This window comes from Rufibacter sp. DG15C (genome assembly GCF_001577755.1).
In the GTDB taxonomy this organism is placed as follows: Bacteria; Bacteroidota; Bacteroidia; order Cytophagales; family Hymenobacteraceae; genus Nibribacter.
In genome coordinates this window covers 1,697,307-1,715,937 of record NZ_CP010776.1, presented here as the reverse complement: position 1 = coordinate 1,715,937, position 18,631 = coordinate 1,697,307, and the positions used below count along the sequence as shown (strand labels likewise).

The following is an 18,631-nucleotide window of genomic DNA, read 5'->3' as shown; positions in this document are numbered from 1 at the left end:
CTGAATTAGTCAGCGTGGCCTTTTTCATGGATATCTTTTTTGGCTTGTTTTCCGGAAATCAGGCTAAAAACGACTTTTTTAGTTCACTTACCGAGTCCTTTCAGGATGACAAAATAAGGAGGAGCAATGCAACGGTTATATTATCCCATCGGTTAGTTACTCAACGTCAGCTGGAAATGAGGGGAAGCTTGGGTGATGCCGTCGCCGTCTTTCTCGTCGGTGGATCGCCATTTGCCCTGGTCGTAAATCCAGCCGTTGCGTTTCTGGCTGGGCGACGGGCCGTAGGTCCTGAGGCTGGGTTCATAGGCCACGTTGCCTTTTAGCTTTTGGCCCGTTTCTGCGTCTACCCGTTCATAGATGTTCTCCTTGAGAATGAGCCACTCAAAGGCGATGAACATGCCCGTCTTGGGAATCTGCACATCATAGAGGCTCACGTCTACCGTCACTTTCTGCACGCCTTTCCCGGCTTCTACCACCAAGGGCACCGGCAATAAATCTGCGCCGGGCGCGCCGTCTGCGCCCATTTGGTAGAGATGCACCTTGAACTTGGCTTTCTTGATGTTGCTGAGCGTGACCAGGGCCACCTCATCCAGAAAAGGAGTGGCGGCAAACGCAGGCTGGTACGGAATATACTGCGCCACAATCCAGGGCGTGCCGTTGCTACTAAAAGCAAACTCGGTGCGGTCACTCAACTGATTCACCACCTTCTTGTCTCTGGGCGTGTTCTTCTTGACCACCACTTCCTTGAGCGTGGTCTGCACGGGCACCAGTTGTACCGTCATGGCTCCTGATTGCGCGGCAACTTTGGTTCGGTCATAGCCCAGACAGGAAACCATCAGGGTTTTGCCGGCGGTGGCGTTGCTAAAGGAGAACTTGCCAGACTCGTCTGAGGTGGTGCCCAGGTTTTCGTTCTCTACCCAGATGTTGGCGTAGGGCACCGGCTTCCCGGTGGCTTGGTCTATCACCACTCCCTTCACCTGCCCGAAGACAGTTCCAGACAAAAGACACAGGACGAAGACCAGAAACCCAAGTGGCCGCATACGTGATTTAGTTTAGGATGTAAGGTAAAAGCAGATCCGTCGTTTTTGGCCTGATTTCCAGGAAACAGCCCAAAAACGACGGACCTGGATAAGGTGAAGCCGGTTATTTTACTTTGGCTACTGAGAAGACGTCGGCCACCACATTGTCTTCGCCTACTTTGCGCGCATCTGTAGGGCTGTCGAAGACCACGAGCAGGTGGTTCTCGTCAAAAATGGCCAGGCCCTCGGCTTTGTCTTTGCCGGTGGTTTCGCCGCTTCCGTGGGGAACGTCAAAGAGATGCTCCAGCTCCTTGAGGTGAACGATCTGCTCTTCGCCTTTGGTATGCAGCATGGCGTCTGGCCAGCGGTACACGGCAATGACGCCGTCCAAATCCATGGTAGGACCGGCCAGGATGTAGAGGTCGTTGTTCTGGATCCTGAGTTCGCGCACGCCCTTGCCGCTGGCATGAATGAAATGCTTCTTGTAGGGTTTTCCCGTCTCCTTGAACGTAGCCAGCTGCAACACGCCCTCGTGCTTGGTTTCCTCTAGTTTCAGTTCCAGGACCATGGCCCAGCCCCGTACCACCGGCCCCCGCAAGCCCACAAACACGCGGTTCTCATGCATGGCCAAGCCTTCAATGTCAAAGCCGTTGTCCTTGCCCGGTATCTTCAGGAAGTCTTTGATATGCGGGTCATCCTGGATGGCGTCCATGAGCTGGTTGCTGTCCTTGTCGCCTTTGAGCTGCGCCGCGCGCAGCACCTCGCCGGGTGTGTTAGGGTCTGGGCACTCCCGGCACAGGCTGAAAACCCCGTCCTTGTCTTTGGTCAGGGGGATTCTGGCAATGATGTACCGGTTGGGGTCTGCCGCGACTTTGGCCAAACGCTTGATCTGCTTTTTAAAGGACTCGTCCTTGCGCGGCTTCTTGCGCTTTAAACTATGCGAGCCTACAATCCAGAGGTAGCCACCAGACTCGCCCAAGCCTTCAATGTCCACCTCAGAGTTCTTGCCGTCGGGCAGGTCCAGGTACTCAGACAAGTCAAAGTGGGTATGCTCCCCGAAGGTGTTCTCGCCGGTCTTCTTCAGGCGCTCCAGAGACGTGCGCTCGTCACAGCTCACCCAGAGGTAGTCGCCGGTGCGCAGCACGGTTGAGAGGCCGTCGCGCACGTGCTTGCCATCTGCGTTGACGCTCTGCTTGGGGTCAAACTGAAGCTCAAGGGGAAAGGATTGGTTTTTCATAGGTTTATTAGGTACTAATGTGAACGGCGGTAGTATACGTTGTAGCTATTTGGTTTTGGCTTCTTGTCCAGAAAACAGGCCAAAAACAAAAAGGCAGTCCGTTCTCAGACTGCCTTTTTGTTTGTATGGGCGCGGAGCTTATTGCATCAACGTGATTTTGCGCTCTACGGTATTGAATGGACCAGGAATCACCTGACCCTGGCTGTTGATCAACTCCAGCTTGAAGGTGTTCTCGCCCATGGGCAAGCCTTCTACCAGGTACGGCAACCACTGGTCCAGGATAAACTCGTTGCCGTTGATGGTGGCGCGCACCTTGTTTCCGTCTTTGTTGAGAGTGGTGTTCACCAGATAGAAATCCAGCATCACTTTCTTGGTGTCGGCGCCTTTGTACTCGCCTTTAGGGCGGCTGTAGAACAGGTGCTGGGCGCTCTCGTCAAACTTGGTGGCGTTGGCTGCGGCGTTGCCCACGTTGATCACGCGCAGGTCATAGGCGTCCTGGTGCTTGATGCTCTCATGGTACGAGCGCGACAGGAACGAAAGCACCACGTGCTGGCCCGGCTTGATGGCCTTCTTGAAGCTTGGCTTGTAGTGCGCCGTGTAAGGCTCGTTGTCCACAATGTTATGGATGTGCTGGCCTTCTTTAGAGTTGGCGTGCTCATGCGTGCCTGCGTCTGAGGTCTGCTGCGTGAGCTGGAAGTTCTTCACCTCATAGGTGAACTGGGTAGAATCGCCGGTTACCTTGGCGTTTTTCTCGGGCTGTTTCAGCTCCAGATCGGCGTCCGGGAAGTCAACCGAGTTGCTGTAGGAGTATACCTTCAAACCGCCTTTCTCCATGGGCGTGCCCATGGTGCCGTTATGCTGCACTGCAGACGCGGTGTCATGCGCAACGGTGTGCTCTTCGGTGGTGGTGGTTTCAGTGGTGGTTTTTTTCTCGCTGCAGGCAGAGGCCATAAGCATAGCCGCGATGGCTACAAAAGACAAGTGTTTCTTTTTCATAGTACAATAGTTTTCGTATAACTCAGGAGAATGTTTCAAAGATAGAAATTTTGTAACTTGCCCAGCTATAAACACCCTTTTCAAGAACCGTTTATCAATTTCATATGAACGATAAGTTATTAGAGGAAATCCCCTCATTAGACCTAGCCGATTTCACCTCTGGCGACCCTGCCCGCAAGGCGGCGTTTGTAAAAGCCATGGGAGACGCGCACCAGAACATAGGCTTTGTGGCCCTTAAGAACCACGGCCTGAGCGATGACCTGACCGAGCGTCTGTATGCGGCCATCAAGAAGTTCTTCGCGCTGCCCGATGACGTGAAGCAGAAATACGAGGTGCCTGAGCTGGCCGGCCAGCGCGGCTACGTGGGCAAAGGGAAAGAGCATGCCAAAGGCCGCAACACCGGTGACTTGAAAGAGTTCTACCACGTGGGCCAGGAGGTAACCGACAATGACCCTATCAAGGAAGAGTACCCAGACAACATCTGGCCTGAAGAGGTACCTGAGTTCAAAGAGGTAGCCCTGGACGCCTACCGGCGCCTGGAGTCTGCCGGCAAGCAGGTTTTGAAGGCCTTGGCTATCTACCTGGGTTTGTCTGAAGACTACTTTGACGCCAAAGTGCACAACGGCAACAGCATCCTGCGCCCTATCCACTACTTCCCTATTGAGAACCCAGATGCGGTTCCGGCTGACGCCGTACGTGCCGCTGAGCACGGGGACATCAACCTGATTACCTTGTTGATGGGTGCCTCTGCTGACGGTCTGCAGGTGCTGCGCCGCGACGGTAAGTGGATTCCTATCACCGCCCTACCCGAGCAAGTGATTGTGAACGTAGGCGACATGCTGTCCCGTCACACCAACAACAAGCTAAAGTCCACCATCCACCGCGTGGTGAACCCGCCGCGTGAGCTGATGAACACGTCCCGCTTCTCTATCCCGTTCTTCATGCACCCTCGTTCAGAGATGGACTTGACCTGCCTGGAAGGTTGTATTGACGAGCAGAACCCTAAGCAGTTTCCAGACATCACCGCGGGTGATTTCTTGAATGAGCGTTTGGTAGAGCTTGGCCTGAAGAAGAAATAATTCAGTTTTTTTAGCAATTTAGAAAGGAGCCTTACGGGCTCCTTTCGTTTTTATGCCTATTTTTAGAAAACAGCCCAAAAACGACTTCTAACGCTACTCTGTTGCGCCCTCGTAATTACATCTTCTTAAAGGACGTGGCCTATCTGGCCATCACCGCGTATGGAGGGCCGCAGGCGCACATTGCCATGATGATGCGGCTCCTGGTGGAGAAGCGCAACTACATTGATGAGAAGGAGCTCATGGAGCTCAACGCCCTGTGTCAGATTCTGCCCGGCCCTTCGTCCACGCAGACCATTACGGCCATAGGCTTTAAAGTGGGCGGCCCTAATCTGGCGTATCTTACCCTCCTAGTTTGGATTCTGCCCGCGGCCTTGATTATGACGGCTGCGGCTTTGGCCATCTCCATTCTGGGTGACCAAGGCGCCCCGCTGGGGTTTACCCGGTTCATTCAGCCCATGGCGGTTGGGTTTGTAGCCTTTGCCGCCTGGAAGATAAGCTCCAAGGTAGTGTTCACCAAAGGGGGCATTGTCATCATGGTCTTCTCCGCCATTCTGGCGTTCTTTTTCCGGTCGCCGTGGGTGTTTCCTTTGCTGCTCCTGATTGGCGGAAGTCTGACGGCCCTGCGCTTCCAGAAACAGCCTATCCTCAAGAAGGAGCCTATGCACGTAGAATGGGCTAATTTCCTGCTGTTCATTGGGGTGTTGGTGGCGGCGGCCTTGCTGGGTAGGTTTACTCAGTTTAGGGCGGTATTGCTCTTTGAGAACTTCTACCGGAACGGCAGCCTCATTTTTGGCGGCGGCCAGGTGCTGATTCCCGTGATGTACACCGAGTTTGTGGAGTTCAAGGAATACCTCACCTCAAAGGAATTCCTCTCTGGCTTTGCCTTGGTACAAGCCCTGCCCGGCCCGGTCTTTTCTTTCTGCACCTACATTGGCGCCCTGTCCATGCGCGATTATGGCATGTTAGGACTGCTGTTGGGCGCCTTTGTGTCTACGGTGGCCATCTTTTTACCCGGCACGTTTTTGATTTTCTTTGTGATTCGGTTTTGGGAGGAGCTGCGCAAGTACCGCGTCATTCAAGCCTCACTGGAAGGCATCAATGCCGTGGGTTCTGGCATGGTCTGCGCCGCTGCCATCATGCTGTACCACCCCATTGAGAACACACCTTACAACTTCGGGCTGGTGGTAGTCACATTCGCACTCCTGCTCTGGACCAAGATTCCTTCCCCGCTCCTCATTCTAACTGGACTCATCGTGGGCTTTATCTTTCCGGGGTAAGCGCCGTTTTTGGCCTGTTTTCACCAACTAGGCCAAAACCGAAAGAGCCGACACTTTAAAAAGTGCCGGCTCTTTCGGTTTAAGAATGCTTGTATCTAGTGTTTCAAGATGTTTAATAGGTAATCCCCGTAGCCGCTCTTGCGCAAAGGCTCGGCTACGCGCTGCAACTGCTCGGCATTGATGAAGCCCATGCGGTAGGCTATTTCCTCAATAGCACCAATCTTCAAGCCTTGACGCTCTTCAATCACCTGCACAAACGTGGCCGCCTGCATGAGAGATTGAATAGTGCCTGTATCTAACCAGGCGGTTCCTCTACCTATTACTCCAACTTTAAGAGTACCTCTACGAAGGTACTCCTTATTTATATCCGTGATTTCGTATTCACCTCTTGGACTTGGCTCTAATTTTTTAGCAATCTCGATGACACTGTTATTGTAGAAATATAGACCTGGCACCGCATAATTTGATTTTGGCTTTACAGGTTTCTCCTCAATTGATACGGCATTATAATCTGCATCAAACTCAACAACCCCGTAACGTTCAGGATCATGGACATGATATGCATAAACTACTCCACCTTCAGGATCACTATTTGATTTCAGGAGTGGAATCATGCCTGATCCATAAAATATGTTATCCCCTAGAATTAAAGCAACACTATCATTCCCTACAAAATCTTCACCGATTACAAATGCTTGAGCTAGTCCATTAGGAACCTCCTGCACCGCATATTGAAAGTTACAGCCAATCTGGCTCCCATCGCCTAAGAGGCGCTCAAACATGGGCAAATCATGCGGGGTGGAGATGATGAGAATATCTTTAATTCCCGCTAACATCAAGGTAGATAGCGGGTAATAAATCATGGGTTTGTCATACACCGGCATTAATTGCTTGCTCACCGCCAAGGTTAATGGGTGTAATCTGGTGCCTGAGCCACCGGCTAGGATAATTCCTTTCATGATGTCTTATTTCTGGTTGTAGATAAAGTCCTGGTTGTCTTTGAACCAAGCCAAAGTCTTTTGTAGACCTTCCTGAATTCTGATTTGCGGATCATAGCCCAAAAGACGCTTGGCCTTGGAGATATCCGCTAGGCTGTCCCTAATATCGCCAGCTCGTTCTGGACCATATTCTGGGGTAATATCCACACCGGCCTCATCTTTCAAGATATTGAACAGGTCATTCAAAGAAGTTCGGTCGCCTACCGCAATGTTATAGACTTGGTTAATGGCCTCAGGATTCTCTATCAAAGCGGCTCTGATGTTGGCCTCCACGCAGTTTTCCACGAAGGTAAAGTCTCGGGTCTGTTCTCCGTCCCCGTTCATTCTAGGCGATTTGCCATTCATCACCGCGTCAATAAACAAAGGAATCACGGCGGCATACGCGCCATTCGGGTCCTGTCTAGGCCCAAAGATATTGAAATACCGCAGTCCAATAATCTCCATGCCATAGGTCTTGCCAAACACATCGGCGTACAGTTCATTGGCATACTTGGTCACCGCGTACGGTGAAAGCGGCTTCCCGATTACGTCTTCTACTTTGGGTAGCGATTTGCTGTCACCGTAGGTAGAGGAAGAGGCCGCGTATACAAAGCGTTTCACGTTCTGCTCTTTGGTGGCCATGAGCATATTCACGAATCCGCCTACGTTCACCTCATTAGATGTTACCGGGTCTTTCACACTTCTCGGCACTGAACCCAGGGCGGCTTGGTGTAAGACCACGTCCATCCCTTCGCAGGCTTTCATGCAGTCTTCCAGGTTCCGGATGTCGCCTTCCAAGACCTCTAACCGCTCATTGCCTTCAAACGCTCTCAGGTTTTTATGGAAGCCGTTGGAGTAGTTGTCCAAGACGCGCACCTTTTTAGCATTGTACTTTAATAGATATTCCACCAGATTGGAGCCGATGAAGCCCGCGCCGCCGGTCACTAGAAAAGAAGTTTGCTCTAATGAGCCAGTATGAAAAGGATGATTGTACACAGATGGAGAATTAAATAAGAATTAATTATAGGTGTTTAACAAGCTCGGGTGAACTACATATTTGAGCCTAAGTAGTTAAACAAACTTCCGTTTTTAACCTATTTCCTAAGAATCAGGTTAAAAACGGAAGCTGATGTTAGCGATTATATTGCTCTTGATAATAGGTTTGGTAGTTGCCAGAGGTGACATTGGTGAGCCACTCTTCATTTTGCAGGTACCAGTCTACTGTTTTCTCTAAGCCCTCCTCAAAGGTGACGGACGGCGCCCAACCCAACTCATTCATGATTTTTGAAGAATCGATGGCATAACGCAGGTCATGGCCTGCTCTGTCTGTCACGAAGGTGATGAGCTGGCGGGAAGTGCCTAGCTCACGGCCAAGCTTCTGGTCCATAATGTCACACAGCAGATGAATGAGGTCAATGTTGCGCCACTCGTTTACTCCGCCAATGTTATAGGTTTCGCCTAACACTCCTTTATGGAAGACATCGTCAATGGCCCTGGCATGGTCAATCACATACAGCCAGTCTCTAATGTTCTCGCCTTTGCCATACACTGGCACCGGTTTCATGTTCTTGATGTTGTTTAGCGCCAGCGGAATCAGCTTCTCAGGAAAGTGGTTCGGACCGTAGTTGTTGGAGCAGTTAGAGATTTTAACTGGCAAACCATAGGTATGATAGTAGGCTCTTACAAAATGGTCTGAACTTGCTTTGGAGGCAGAATAAGGAGACCGGGGGTCATATTTGGTCTCCTCGGTAAACATTCCTTCCTCGCCTAGAGAGCCGTAGACTTCATCAGTAGAGATATGGTAGAATGTTTTGCCTGTATAGTCAATCTTCCAGAGCTCTTTGGCGGCATGCAGCAGGTTGCAGGTACCGTTGACGTTGGTGCGTACAAAGGCCATGGGGTCTGTGATAGACCGATCCACGTGCGATTCTGCAGCCAAGTGCATCACGGCATCAAACTGATGCTCTTGAAAAAGACTGTTGATGTATTCCTGGTCGGTGATGTCTCCTTTGATGAAAGTATAGTTGGGAGCATCTTCAATATCAGTCAGATTTTGCAGGTTACCCGCATACGTCAACTTATCCAAGTTGAAGATTTGATAGTGAGGGTACTTGTTGACAAACAACCGCACTACGTGCGAACCAATAAATCCTGCTCCTCCTGTGATTAATACTTTCATTCTTTCTTAGATATTTACTTTCCTAATTGTTGTTGCCACTTCCATGAGCTAGCCAAACTCTCCTCTAGAGAGAGCGAGGTTTTAAACCCTAATTCTTGGGTGGCCTTGGTCACATCCGCATAAATGGCCGGGACATCACCAGCTCTACGTGGTCCTGTTTTATAAGGGAAAGGTTTGCCCGTTGCTTTCTCAAAGGCTTTTACCACCTCCAGCACGCTGCTTCCTTTGCCAGTGCCAATATTGAAGACCTCAAAAGCGGCAGGTTCTTCTTTCTCTAACCGTTTGATGGCCGCTACGTGTGCTTTGGCCAAGTCAACCACATGGACATAGTCTCTGATGCAGCTTCCGTCTGGGGTGTCGTAGTCCGTGCCATACACGGTAAGGCTGTCTCTTAACCCAGCGGCGGTCTGCGTGATGAACGGCACTAGGTTGTTTGGAATGCCTAAGGGAAGTTCACCAATCAACGCTGACTCATGGGCACCAATCGGGTTAAAATACCGTAGGGCAATGGTTCTAAGCGAAATTCCGCTGGCGGCTACGTCTCTTAAGATTTCCTCGTCTATCTTTTTGGTGTTCCCGTAAGGAGAGTTGGCTTTCTGGGTAGGCGTCTCTTCGGTGACCGGTAACTTCTCAGGAATGCCATACACGGTGCAGGATGAGGAAAATACAAGACGCGTCACCTTGTTGGCTTCCATCACTTGCAAAAGCGTCACCAAGCCGGCCACGTTGTTGTGGTAGTATTTTAACGGCTCTGCCACCGACTCACCCACAGCCTTAAAAGCAGCGAAGTGGATAACCCCGGCAATGTCACCTTCTTTGGTGAAAACCTCTTGCAGGGCTTTAGCGTCTGTGCAGTCAACTTTATGACAAACTACCTCATGCCCCAAGATGCCAGCGATGCCTTTCAACACACGCTCCTCTGAGTTGCTGAAGTTGTCAACTATAATGGGCGTGTAGCCAGCATGCACCAACTCAACCACCGTATGGGAGCCTATGTAGCCCGCCCCGCCTGTAACAAGTATTTTACTCATGTTTCTTTCTTATAGACTCCAGTAAGGCAGAGAGTTGATCTTACCACGATAGATTCCCTTCAAATCAATCACAATGGGATGATCAGTGGAAATGCTCTTGAAGTATGTCTCGTCCAAGCCCAAATAATCTTTATGATTTACCGCCACCACGATTGCGTCATAGTCGTTGGTTGGGTTCTGGGTCAAGGCGAAGCCGTACTCATGTTTCAACTCCTCAGAATCAGCATATGGGTCTACTACGTCCACCTGTACCCCGAAGCTCTTCAGCTCGTTGATGACATCTGCCACTTTAGAGTTACGGATGTCTTCCACGTTCTCCTTGAAAGTAGCGCCCATCACCAAAACTTTGGCTTTGGAGATGGCCTTTCCTTCTTTGATCATCATCTTGATGGCTTTGCTGGCCACATAAGCGCCCATCCCGTCGTTGATGGTACGACCGCTCAAGATAATCTTGGAGTCATAACCCAGAGCTTTCGCTTTGTAGGTCAAATAATATGGGTCCACGCCAATGCAGTGACCACCCACCAGACCCGGGAAGAATTTTAAGAAGTTCCACTTAGTGCCAGAGGCTTCCAACACCTCATAGGTATTGATGTTCATTCTGTCAAAGATGATGGACAACTCATTCATCAAGGCGATGTTCACATCGCGCTGGGTGTTCTCAATGATCTTGGCCGCCTCGGCTACCTTGATGGAAGACGCACGGTGCACGCCTGCCTCAATCACCAGCTCATATACCTTAGCCACTACATCCAATGACTCAGCGTCACAGCCAGAAACTACTTTCACGATCTTGGTTAGCGTATGCTCTTTGTCGCCTGGATTGATGCGTTCCGGAGAGTAGCCTACTTTAAAGTCTGAATGAAACTTCAAGCCAGACTCGCGCTCCAACACTGGAATGCAATCCTCTTCAGTACAACCTGGATACACAGTAGACTCATATACCACGTAGTCCCCTGCCTTCAATACTTTGCCTACCGTAGAAGAAGCGCCTAAAAGCGGCTTCAAATCAGGAAGCGCATAGGCATCAATGGGAGTAGGAACTGCCACAATGAAGAAGCGAGCTTCACGTAGCACCTCTAAGTCATGTGTGAAGGTGATATCGGTGCCTTCAAACGCAGACGCCTCTAGCTCTCCGCTTGGGTCAATGTTGTTGCGCATCATCTCTACACGCTTCTCATTGATATCAAACCCAATCACACTGATCTTTTTGGCGAACTCCAACGCAATGGGGAGTCCCACATATCCTAATCCGATTACTGCTAGTTTGGCCTCTTTGTTAAGTAGTTGCTGATACACAAGTATTCTATTTAAATGGATAACTTTGTTACTGTATTATTTTCTATCTGGTAGACCTCTCCCGTCTCAGGGCAGGTGGCCTTAGATTCTTCGTTGAAAGCAAGCTTGTGGCCTGCCTCGCTCACCCAGCCGTGCTGCTTGGACGGGTTTCCGTACACCAAGGCATATGGCGGCACGTCTTTGGTGACCACGGCGCCGGCGCCAATCAAGGCATAGGCACCAATAGTGTTTCCGCAGACAATGGTGGCATTAGCCCCAATACTGGCACCTTTCTGCACTAGTGTCTTTTGGTACTCGCCTCTTCTGTTGATGGCACTTCTAGGGTTCAACACATTGGTAAAGACCATAGAGGGCCCTAGGAACACATCATCCTCGCAGACCACCCCACTGTACACAGACACATTGTTCTGAATCTTTACATTCTCCCCTAAAACCACGTCTGGTGATATGACCACGTTCTGCCCAATGTTACAGCGCTTGCCAATGGTGCATTTAGGCATGATGTGGGAGAAATGCCAGATTTTTGTGCCCTCGCCAATGATACAGCCTTCATCAAGGACGGCAGTTGCATGGGCGAAATAGGATGGGGAAGTATCTGACATCAGTTAAAAGGACCCTAGAGAATCAGGCTACCTACGGACAAACCTGACAAAAGGATATCATTATTTTTAATTGGCAAAGGTACAGTATTTATAATAATTCCCCCATGCCCTGTTGAAAGCGCAGAAAAGGCCTGTTGGCTAAACGTAAGAAGCGGTTACGAATCTATCTTTCCCGCGTAAATCTTTTCCCGATTTTATTTCTTGGTAGCCCAAACCCTCAAGCATGGTCGCAGTCTCCTTGGCGTACCGCTCATTAATCTCAAAGAAAAGTTTTCCCTGGGGCTTCAACAGCAACTGCGCTACCTTGGCAATGCGCCGATAGAACAGCAAAGGGTCATGGTTGGGCACAAACAAAGCCAGGTGCGGCTCAAAGGCCAGCACGTTCTCCCGCATCAGCTCTTTTTCGTCTTCCAGCACATACGGTGGATTACTAATGATAGCATCTAAAGAATGAGAGTCTAATGCTGGTATCTCCTGCAAGATGTCCTGCTGCAGCCATTGGACGCTAGCCTCCAATTGGTGCCCATTCTGCTGGGCTATGCCTAGAGCCTCAGGTGAGACATCCAACCCCCAGACCTGGGCGGTGGGCAGCTCTAAGGACAAGGTGATGGGAATGCAGCCACTACCGGTACCAATGTCCAGCAGCCTAGCTTCTGGATTGAGCTTGTACGCCTGAATGACCATCTGTACCAGTTCCTCGGTTTCTGGCCTAGGGATTAGAACTGCCGGGGAAACCTGAAACTCGCGGCCGTAAAAGGAAGCCTCGCCTAAGACATACTGCACAGGTTCTTGTTGGAGCAATCTTGGCAGATAGCCATTGACCTGCTCTTGTAACTCAATAGACGCTTCAGAAAACCGGTGCTGGAGCAACTCAAACCGAGAGCATTTCAACTCATGCTGCAACACCCACTCAGCGATGGTTCTGGCCTCATGGGCCTCATAGACCGTTTCCAGATGCGTAGTGAGCGATTGAAGGAGCTGCTGAAGAATCATGCTTTTGCCAGTTTTGGGCAATTTCTGAAAAAACACCCGATATTCGGCACATCAACGAAGGCTTATGGAAACGGTAGACGAGAAATTCATGCAACGCGCGCTTGACTTGGCGCTTTTAGGCGAAGGCTACGCCCGGCCTAACCCTATGGTAGGCTGCGTGATTATGCATGAAGAGAACATCATCGGCGAAGGCTGGCACCAACAATACGGCGGACCGCACGCCGAGGTCAACGCCATCAACAGCGTACAGGACAAAAGCCTGCTGCAGCACAGCCGCGTGTACGTGACCTTGGAGCCCTGCTCTCATTACGGCAAGACGCCTCCCTGCGCCGACCTACTCATTCAACACGGCGTAAAAGACGTGGTCATCTGCAACACAGATCCCAACCCGCTAGTGGCCGGGCGTGGCATCCAGAAACTAAAAGACGCGGGTTGTGCTGTAGTGACTGGTATTTTAGAAGAAAAAGGACTGGAAGTGAACAAACGTTTCTTCACCTTCCAGACCCAGAAGCGTCCCTACCTAGTTTTAAAATGGGCCGAATCGGCCGACGGATTCATTGCCCTACCCCAGCACCAAGCCTGTCAAATCTCGGGGGTGATCTCCCTGAAACTGGTGCACAAATGGCGCACCCAGGAGCAGGCCATTCTGGTAGGCACGCGCACCGCCCTGCATGACAACCCCACTTTAAACGTCCGGCACTGGGCTGGCCCCTCGCCGCTCAGGATTACCATTGACAAGCACCTGCAACTCCCCACTACGCATCATATTTTAGACAATTCCCATCCCACTTGGGTATACACCTTTGAGCAAAAGCAAAGCCAATCGCAGACGCATTTTGTGACACTTTCCGAAGATGTGGATGTGCTTGGCAAGATGATGCAGGATCTGTACCAGCGTCAGGTGCAGTCTGTGTTGGTAGAAGGCGGCACGACTTTATTAGAGTCTTTTATTGAAAAGGGGCTTTGGGACGAGATCAGGGTTTTCAAGTCTCCCAAATATTTACATGATGGCATAGCCGGCCCGCAACTCCCAAATCTTGTTTTCACTTTTAAAGAGAGAATTGGCGAGGACGAACTGACCATCTACCGTAATCACTTTTAAGCATCCGTTTTTGGCCTATTTCCTAGAAAACAGGCCAAAAACGATGAGTTTCCTTTACTCTACCGCGTTACAGTTGTGACAGGAAACTCCAGAGGCTACCTTTGCATCTCAATGAATCCTGAAGGCTATGCTATTTTAACGTTAGCACGTTAGCACCTCAGCACATTCACTCATAAGAAAATTAAACTCATGGCAGAGAATCTATTAATAGACGCAAGCCTCAGCAAAGAGGAGAAATATAAAGCATTACTACCACAGATTGAAGCGCTTGTAGGCCCGGAGACAGATTTGATCGCCAACCTAGCCAACACCATGGCGGCCTTGCGCCAAGGCTTCGGATTCTTCTGGGTAGGCGCGTATTTGGTGAAGGACGGCGAATTGGTGCTAGGACCGTTTCAGGGACCGGTGGCCTGCACGCGCATTCCGTTCCACAAAGGCGTGTGCGGCGCCTGCTACACCCGACAGGAGACGTTGGTAGTGTCAGACGTGGAAGCCTTCCCGGGACACATTGCCTGCAGCTCAGAATCTAAGTCTGAAATTGTGGTACCGGTCATCAAAAACGGCGAAGTGAAAATGGTCCTAGACGTAGACAGCGACCGCCTCAATGACTTCGATGAGGTAGACCAGAAATACTTGGAGCAATTGATGAAACTAGCCGAGAACTGGTTCTAATTTGGTATCGCGTAGCGAGTACTAGGTAGCAGGACCTTCGTTTTTAGCCTGATTCCTGGAAAACAAGCCAAAAACGAAACTTCTATAAAATCAGAAGCGGCTCCTTTCATGAAAGGAGCCGCTTCTGATTTTATAGAAATCTAGTAAATTGTATTTCCAACTTACACTGTGGTTTTCAATTGAGCAATGACGGTCTGGCCGCCTTTGGTCTTCTGACCTAGCTGCACTTTCACCTCGGTGTCCAAGGGTACAAAAATGTCTACCCGTGATCCGAACTTGATGAAACCGAACTCCTCACCCTGGTTGACTTCGTCTCCTTCTGTCACGTACCACACTATGCGGCGGGCCATGGCGCCGGCAATCTGACGGAACAACACCTCGGGGCCAGCCAATGATTCTACCACCGTGGTGGTGCGTTCATTCTTGGTGCTGGACTTTGGGTGCCACGCCACCAGGTAATTGCCCGGGTGGTATTTAAAGTATTTCACCACGCCAGAAACCGGGTTGCGGGTAATGTGCACGTTGATAGGCGACATGAAAATGGAGATCTGCTTGCGCATGCCTTGGAAGTACTCAGGCTCCTCCACATCCTCAATCACCACTACCTTCCCATCGGCGGGGGCGATGACCAAGTCCTCATGCAACAGCAGGTTGCGGTACGGGCTCCGGAAGAACTGGAGGATCAACAGAAAGACAATGGCAGAGGCACCGGTGAAAATCCAGTTAAAGGTGAGGTTGCTGTTAAAGTAATAAAGTACCAGGTTAACGACCAACAAGCCGAGCAAGGTAAAGAACAGAATCTTTCGTCCTTCTTTGTGAATTTTCATGTACTCCTTTTAGATAGTTACAGCAAAAATATAAAAAAACCGCCTCCTATCTACAAAGACGGGAAGCGGTTTCTTAAGTTTTATAAATTTTTACCCGCTAAGGGCCTGGGCGTCTTAGAATCCGCCGCGGAATTTATAGGTCTGGGCCACTTTGTCAATAGCCACAATGTACGCGGCAATACGCATTGGCACGTTGTATTTCTGCGACGCGTTGTAAACCTTGTTGAAGGCCTCGGTCATGATGCGCTCAGAACGCTCGGTCACCATGTCCAGGCTCCACTTGTAACCCATGCGGTTCTGCACCCACTCAAAGTAAGACACCGTCACCCCGCCAGAGTTGGCCAGGATGTCTGGCACTACCATGATGCCTTTCTCATTGATGATGCGGTCTGCGTTGGCAGACGTTGGTCCGTTGGCGCCTTCTACAATCAGCTTGGCCTGGATCTTATCTGCGTTGTGCACGGTGATCACGTCTTCTACCGCGGCTGGCACCAGAATATCTACTTTAGACGTCAACAGGTCATCATTGCTGATTTTCTGCGCGCCGGCGTAGCCTTCCAGTCTACCGTTGTGAGCGTTTTTGTACAAGATGGCCTCGTCAATGTTGATGCCGTTGTCGTTCCAATAAGCACCACTCACGTCACTCACGCCCAAGATCTTCACGCCGCGCTCAGACAACAGTTTAGCCGCCCAAGAACCTACGTTCCCGAAGCCTTGCACCGCCGCCGTAGACTGGTACGGGTCCATGCCCAGTTTCTCCATGGCCGCCATGGCAGACACCATCACGCCACGGCCTGTAGCCTCCACACGGCCCAATGAACCACCTAATACCAATGGTTTACCCGTCACTACAGAGTTCACGGTCATGCCTTTGGTCTTGGAGTACTCATCCATCAACCACGCCATTTCTCTTGGGCCGGTACCCATGTCTGGCGCAGGAATATCCTGGTCAGGGCCAAAGGTATCAATCAAGGCAACGGTATAGGCACGGGTTAAGCGCTCTAGTTCACCAGCAGACATGGTGCTAGGATCACAGATGATACCACCTTTGGCACCACCATACGGAATATCCACCACGGCGCATTTCCAGGTCATCCAGGCGGCAAGGGCTTTCACCTCGTCCAAAAACACACCCATATCATAACGGATACCGCCTTTAGAAGGGCCCAAGATGGTAGAGTGTACTACTCTGAAGCCTTCAAACACCCGGATGCTGCCATCATCCATGGTCACGGGCAGGTTCACAATCACCTGACGGGCTGGCGATTTTAATACGTTATAGGTCTCATCATCTAGTCCAAGTGCTTCAGCAGCAATGTTGAAACGGGACATCATAGACTCAAATGGGCTCTCTTTGTCCTTTATAGGGGCAGGTTCTTTATAGGCCATATTATCAATTTTATAATTCTGGATACTATTAGGGTCGCAAAATTAGAAGTTTTTTAACGCAAAGCCAGAAATCAATGCGCTATTCAGTATTTGTTCTTGCTTAACGGACTAACTCCAAAAAGGCTACCAAAAAAGGCACTACTAAAATCAAGCTGTCAAAGCGGTCCAAAATACCACCGTGGCCTGGTATCAACGTACCGGAGTCCTTCACGTCCAGGCTTCTTTTCAGCATAGATTCCACCAGATCGCCCAGCACGCCAAACACTGATACCAGCGCTCCCACGCCCAGCCATTGTGCCAGGGTCAGGTCCTCAAAGTACAGAGACAGCACATAGGCCACCACCAGAGAAAGAATGACGCCGCCTACCCAGCCTTCCCAGGTTTTGCCCGGCGATATTCTAGGAAACAGCTTGTGCTTGCCAAACGACTTGCCTGCTATGTACGCGCCAGTGTCTGAGGACCAGATCAAAAGCATGACGCCCAAGATGATCTGCCAGCTGTAACGGTCTGGCAGAAAGGCCAGCACGTGAAGCATACTAAACGGCGCGGCAATGTAGAGCACGCCCGTAAGCGTCAAGGCGATGTTGGTGAACGGTTGTTCTTTCTTGCGGTACAGTTCGGCTACCAAGACCAGCAGCATGACCGGCGGCAACAGGAACAGCCAGTCACTGCTTAGCTGGTCCTGCTTGATCAGGAAGCACAGCACGTACAGTCCCACGCCTAACAAAAGACCCATGGCGCGGTTCGGCTGAAACCCTTTTACAGAAAGAAGCCGGTAGAATTCTAAGAGACCCAGCACCGTCAAAGCTAGAAACAGCAGAAAGAAGGTCCACTCACTAAAGTAAATGCCTCCTACAAAAAGAGCGGCGCCCGCGGCCCCGGCCCAAATGCGCTGTTGCAGGTTGCTGGAAGGTTTCTTGGTTGGTATCTCCATAGAATTTGGATAGGCGTTGTACGGCCTGCGTGATGGATGTTTCGTTTTTGGGCTGTTTTCTGGAAAAGAGGCTAAAAACGGTCTTCGTTTACTGCCGGATGCGCCACTTGGTTGTATCCTTTGTGCAAGACATATAAAACCAGGCCGCTAATCACCACGGAGCCTAAAGACCAATACCACGGCATGGCCTCCGTAGATTCTACCTTTACATCTACCTGCCCTTGCTGGTGCAGGTACAAAAAGAGCAGCGTAAAACCGTTATTCATGAAGTGGCCCACAATAGGCACCCAGATGTTTTTAGACCAGTAATACAGGTAGCCCAGCACCATGCCCAGCGCCATGCGCGGGAACAGACCGTAAAACTGAAAGTGGATGGCGCCAAAGATGAACGATGCCACCAAAATGCCCACGTGTGGGTTCTTGAACCACCTAATCAACTCCTGCTGCAAAACGCCTCTAAACAAAAGCTCCTCACAGATGGCTGGCAGCACCGCAATAATCACCATCCCGAAGAGTAGTGACCCAATCGTATCAAACTTAGTCAGGTACTCCGTCAAGACTTTTAGTTGCTCTTCCTTGGCTTTCATGCCCGCCTCCATCTCCTTCAAAAACTCCGGAAACTGAAAATTCACATTCCATTCAATCAACCAACTGTTGGCGGGCATAATCAAGATGATGAGCACCGCGCTCAATAAAAGGGCGTTGAACGGCACTTGGGGTTTGGGCGAAAGATACTCGCCCACGTTGCCTTTGTTGAATTTGATGAAGGCCAAGGCGCCTAGGGCAAACCCGCAGACCATGGTCACGCCCTGGTAAACTAACAGCGCCTGACGTCCCTCGGGGTAATCCGTAGGGCTTTGCAAGAGCTGTTGCATTTCTACTATGCCATACCCAAAAAGAACTTTCACCAGCACCATGGACAGGAACATGCCCACAAAAAAGCCTGCAATGACAAAAGCCGTCAACAACAGAAGAGCGGTCAAAGGATGCAGACGCGATGAGATGAAACCTTTCATAT

General features: G+C 50.5%; 18 protein-coding genes. 4 read left to right on the top strand and 14 right to left on the bottom strand.

Annotated features, from left to right (window positions below; translation table 11 throughout):
* Positions 1–152 precede the first annotated feature (152 nt).
* The 3 genes from TH61_RS07330 to TH61_RS07320 form a co-directional block, all read right to left on the bottom strand.
* Positions 153–1,040 carry a carboxypeptidase-like regulatory domain-containing protein gene (locus TH61_RS07330; RefSeq protein ID WP_082780327.1) on the bottom strand — a complete coding sequence of 296 codons (888 nt, stop codon included), beginning with the start codon at positions 1,038–1,040 and terminating at the stop codon, positions 153–155.
* A gap of 103 nt (positions 1,041–1,143) precedes the next feature.
* The gene (locus TH61_RS07325) at positions 1,144–2,256 is read right to left on the bottom strand and encodes a DUF3616 domain-containing protein (RefSeq protein WP_066507872.1); all 1,113 of its coding nucleotides are present in this window, start codon (positions 2,254–2,256) and stop codon (positions 1,144–1,146) included.
* A gap of 138 nt (positions 2,257–2,394) precedes the next feature.
* Positions 2,395–3,252: a hypothetical protein gene (locus tag TH61_RS07320; protein WP_066507870.1), complete on the bottom strand. Its 858-nt coding sequence runs from the start codon at positions 3,250–3,252 to the stop codon at positions 2,395–2,397.
* Between the two features lie 104 nt (positions 3,253–3,356).
* Between TH61_RS07320 and TH61_RS07315 the strand changes: the two genes are divergently transcribed.
* Both TH61_RS07315 and chrA read left to right on the top strand, forming a co-directional pair.
* Positions 3,357–4,331, top strand: coding sequence for an isopenicillin N synthase family oxygenase (locus tag TH61_RS07315; protein ID WP_066507868.1), 975 nt, complete (start codon positions 3,357–3,359; stop codon positions 4,329–4,331).
* Positions 4,332–4,432: 101 nt separating this feature from the next.
* Positions 4,433–5,608, top strand: a complete 1,176-nt coding sequence (chrA, locus tag TH61_RS07310) for a chromate efflux transporter (protein WP_157600634.1) — start codon at positions 4,433–4,435, stop codon at positions 5,606–5,608.
* Positions 5,609–5,703: 95 nt separating this feature from the next.
* Here chrA and rfbA read toward each other — a convergent pair whose 3' ends face one another.
* The 7 genes from rfbA to prmC form a co-directional block, all read right to left on the bottom strand.
* On the bottom strand, positions 5,704–6,567 hold the full coding sequence (rfbA, locus tag TH61_RS07305) for a glucose-1-phosphate thymidylyltransferase RfbA (RefSeq protein WP_066507866.1): 864 nt from the start codon (positions 6,565–6,567) through the stop codon (positions 5,704–5,706).
* Between the two features lie 6 nt (positions 6,568–6,573).
* A complete protein-coding gene (locus TH61_RS07300; protein WP_066507864.1) occupies positions 6,574–7,581 on the bottom strand; it encodes an SDR family oxidoreductase in 1,008 nt (335 codons plus the stop codon).
* Positions 7,582–7,717: 136 nt separating this feature from the next.
* Positions 7,718–8,764: a dTDP-glucose 4,6-dehydratase gene (gene rfbB, locus TH61_RS07295; protein WP_066507858.1), complete on the bottom strand. Its 1,047-nt coding sequence runs from the start codon at positions 8,762–8,764 to the stop codon at positions 7,718–7,720.
* Between the two features lie 14 nt (positions 8,765–8,778).
* On the bottom strand, positions 8,779–9,795 hold the full coding sequence (gene galE, locus TH61_RS07290) for a UDP-glucose 4-epimerase GalE (RefSeq protein ID WP_066507856.1): 1,017 nt from the start codon (positions 9,793–9,795) through the stop codon (positions 8,779–8,781).
* Positions 9,796–9,804: 9 nt separating this feature from the next.
* A complete protein-coding gene (locus tag TH61_RS07285) occupies positions 9,805–11,094 on the bottom strand; it encodes a nucleotide sugar dehydrogenase (RefSeq protein WP_066507853.1) in 1,290 nt (429 codons plus the stop codon).
* An 11-nt stretch (positions 11,095–11,105) separates the two neighbouring features.
* Positions 11,106–11,696: an acyltransferase gene (locus tag TH61_RS07280; protein ID WP_066507851.1), complete on the bottom strand. Its 591-nt coding sequence runs from the start codon at positions 11,694–11,696 to the stop codon at positions 11,106–11,108.
* A gap of 138 nt (positions 11,697–11,834) precedes the next feature.
* Positions 11,835–12,689, bottom strand: coding sequence for a peptide chain release factor N(5)-glutamine methyltransferase (gene prmC / locus TH61_RS07275; RefSeq protein ID WP_082780446.1), 855 nt, complete (start codon positions 12,687–12,689; stop codon positions 11,835–11,837).
* A gap of 64 nt (positions 12,690–12,753) precedes the next feature.
* Between prmC and ribD the strand changes: the two genes are divergently transcribed.
* Complete coding sequence (ribD, locus tag TH61_RS07270; protein ID WP_066507846.1) at positions 12,754–13,791, top strand: bifunctional diaminohydroxyphosphoribosylaminopyrimidine deaminase/5-amino-6-(5-phosphoribosylamino)uracil reductase RibD; 1,038 nt, start codon at positions 12,754–12,756, stop codon at positions 13,789–13,791.
* A 189-nt stretch (positions 13,792–13,980) separates the two neighbouring features.
* Positions 13,981–14,463, top strand: a complete 483-nt coding sequence (locus TH61_RS07265; protein WP_066507844.1) for a GAF domain-containing protein — start codon at positions 13,981–13,983, stop codon at positions 14,461–14,463.
* A 161-nt stretch (positions 14,464–14,624) separates the two neighbouring features.
* Here TH61_RS07265 and TH61_RS07260 read toward each other — a convergent pair whose 3' ends face one another.
* From TH61_RS07260 to TH61_RS07245, 4 genes are all read right to left on the bottom strand, one after another.
* Positions 14,625–15,290: a phosphatidylserine decarboxylase family protein gene (locus TH61_RS07260; protein ID WP_066507843.1), complete on the bottom strand. Its 666-nt coding sequence runs from the start codon at positions 15,288–15,290 to the stop codon at positions 14,625–14,627.
* A 114-nt stretch (positions 15,291–15,404) separates the two neighbouring features.
* The gene (locus tag TH61_RS07255; RefSeq protein ID WP_066507841.1) at positions 15,405–16,679 is read right to left on the bottom strand and encodes a Glu/Leu/Phe/Val dehydrogenase; all 1,275 of its coding nucleotides are present in this window, start codon (positions 16,677–16,679) and stop codon (positions 15,405–15,407) included.
* Between the two features lie 100 nt (positions 16,680–16,779).
* Positions 16,780–17,613 (bottom strand): phosphatidate cytidylyltransferase, encoded by an 834-nt coding sequence (locus tag TH61_RS07250; protein WP_071887805.1) that lies wholly within the window; start codon positions 17,611–17,613, stop codon positions 16,780–16,782.
* A gap of 71 nt (positions 17,614–17,684) precedes the next feature.
* Entirely contained in the window at positions 17,685–18,629 is a 945-nt protein-coding gene (locus TH61_RS07245; RefSeq protein ID WP_066507837.1) for a CPBP family intramembrane glutamic endopeptidase, read from the bottom strand.
* Positions 18,630–18,631 lie beyond the last annotated feature (2 nt).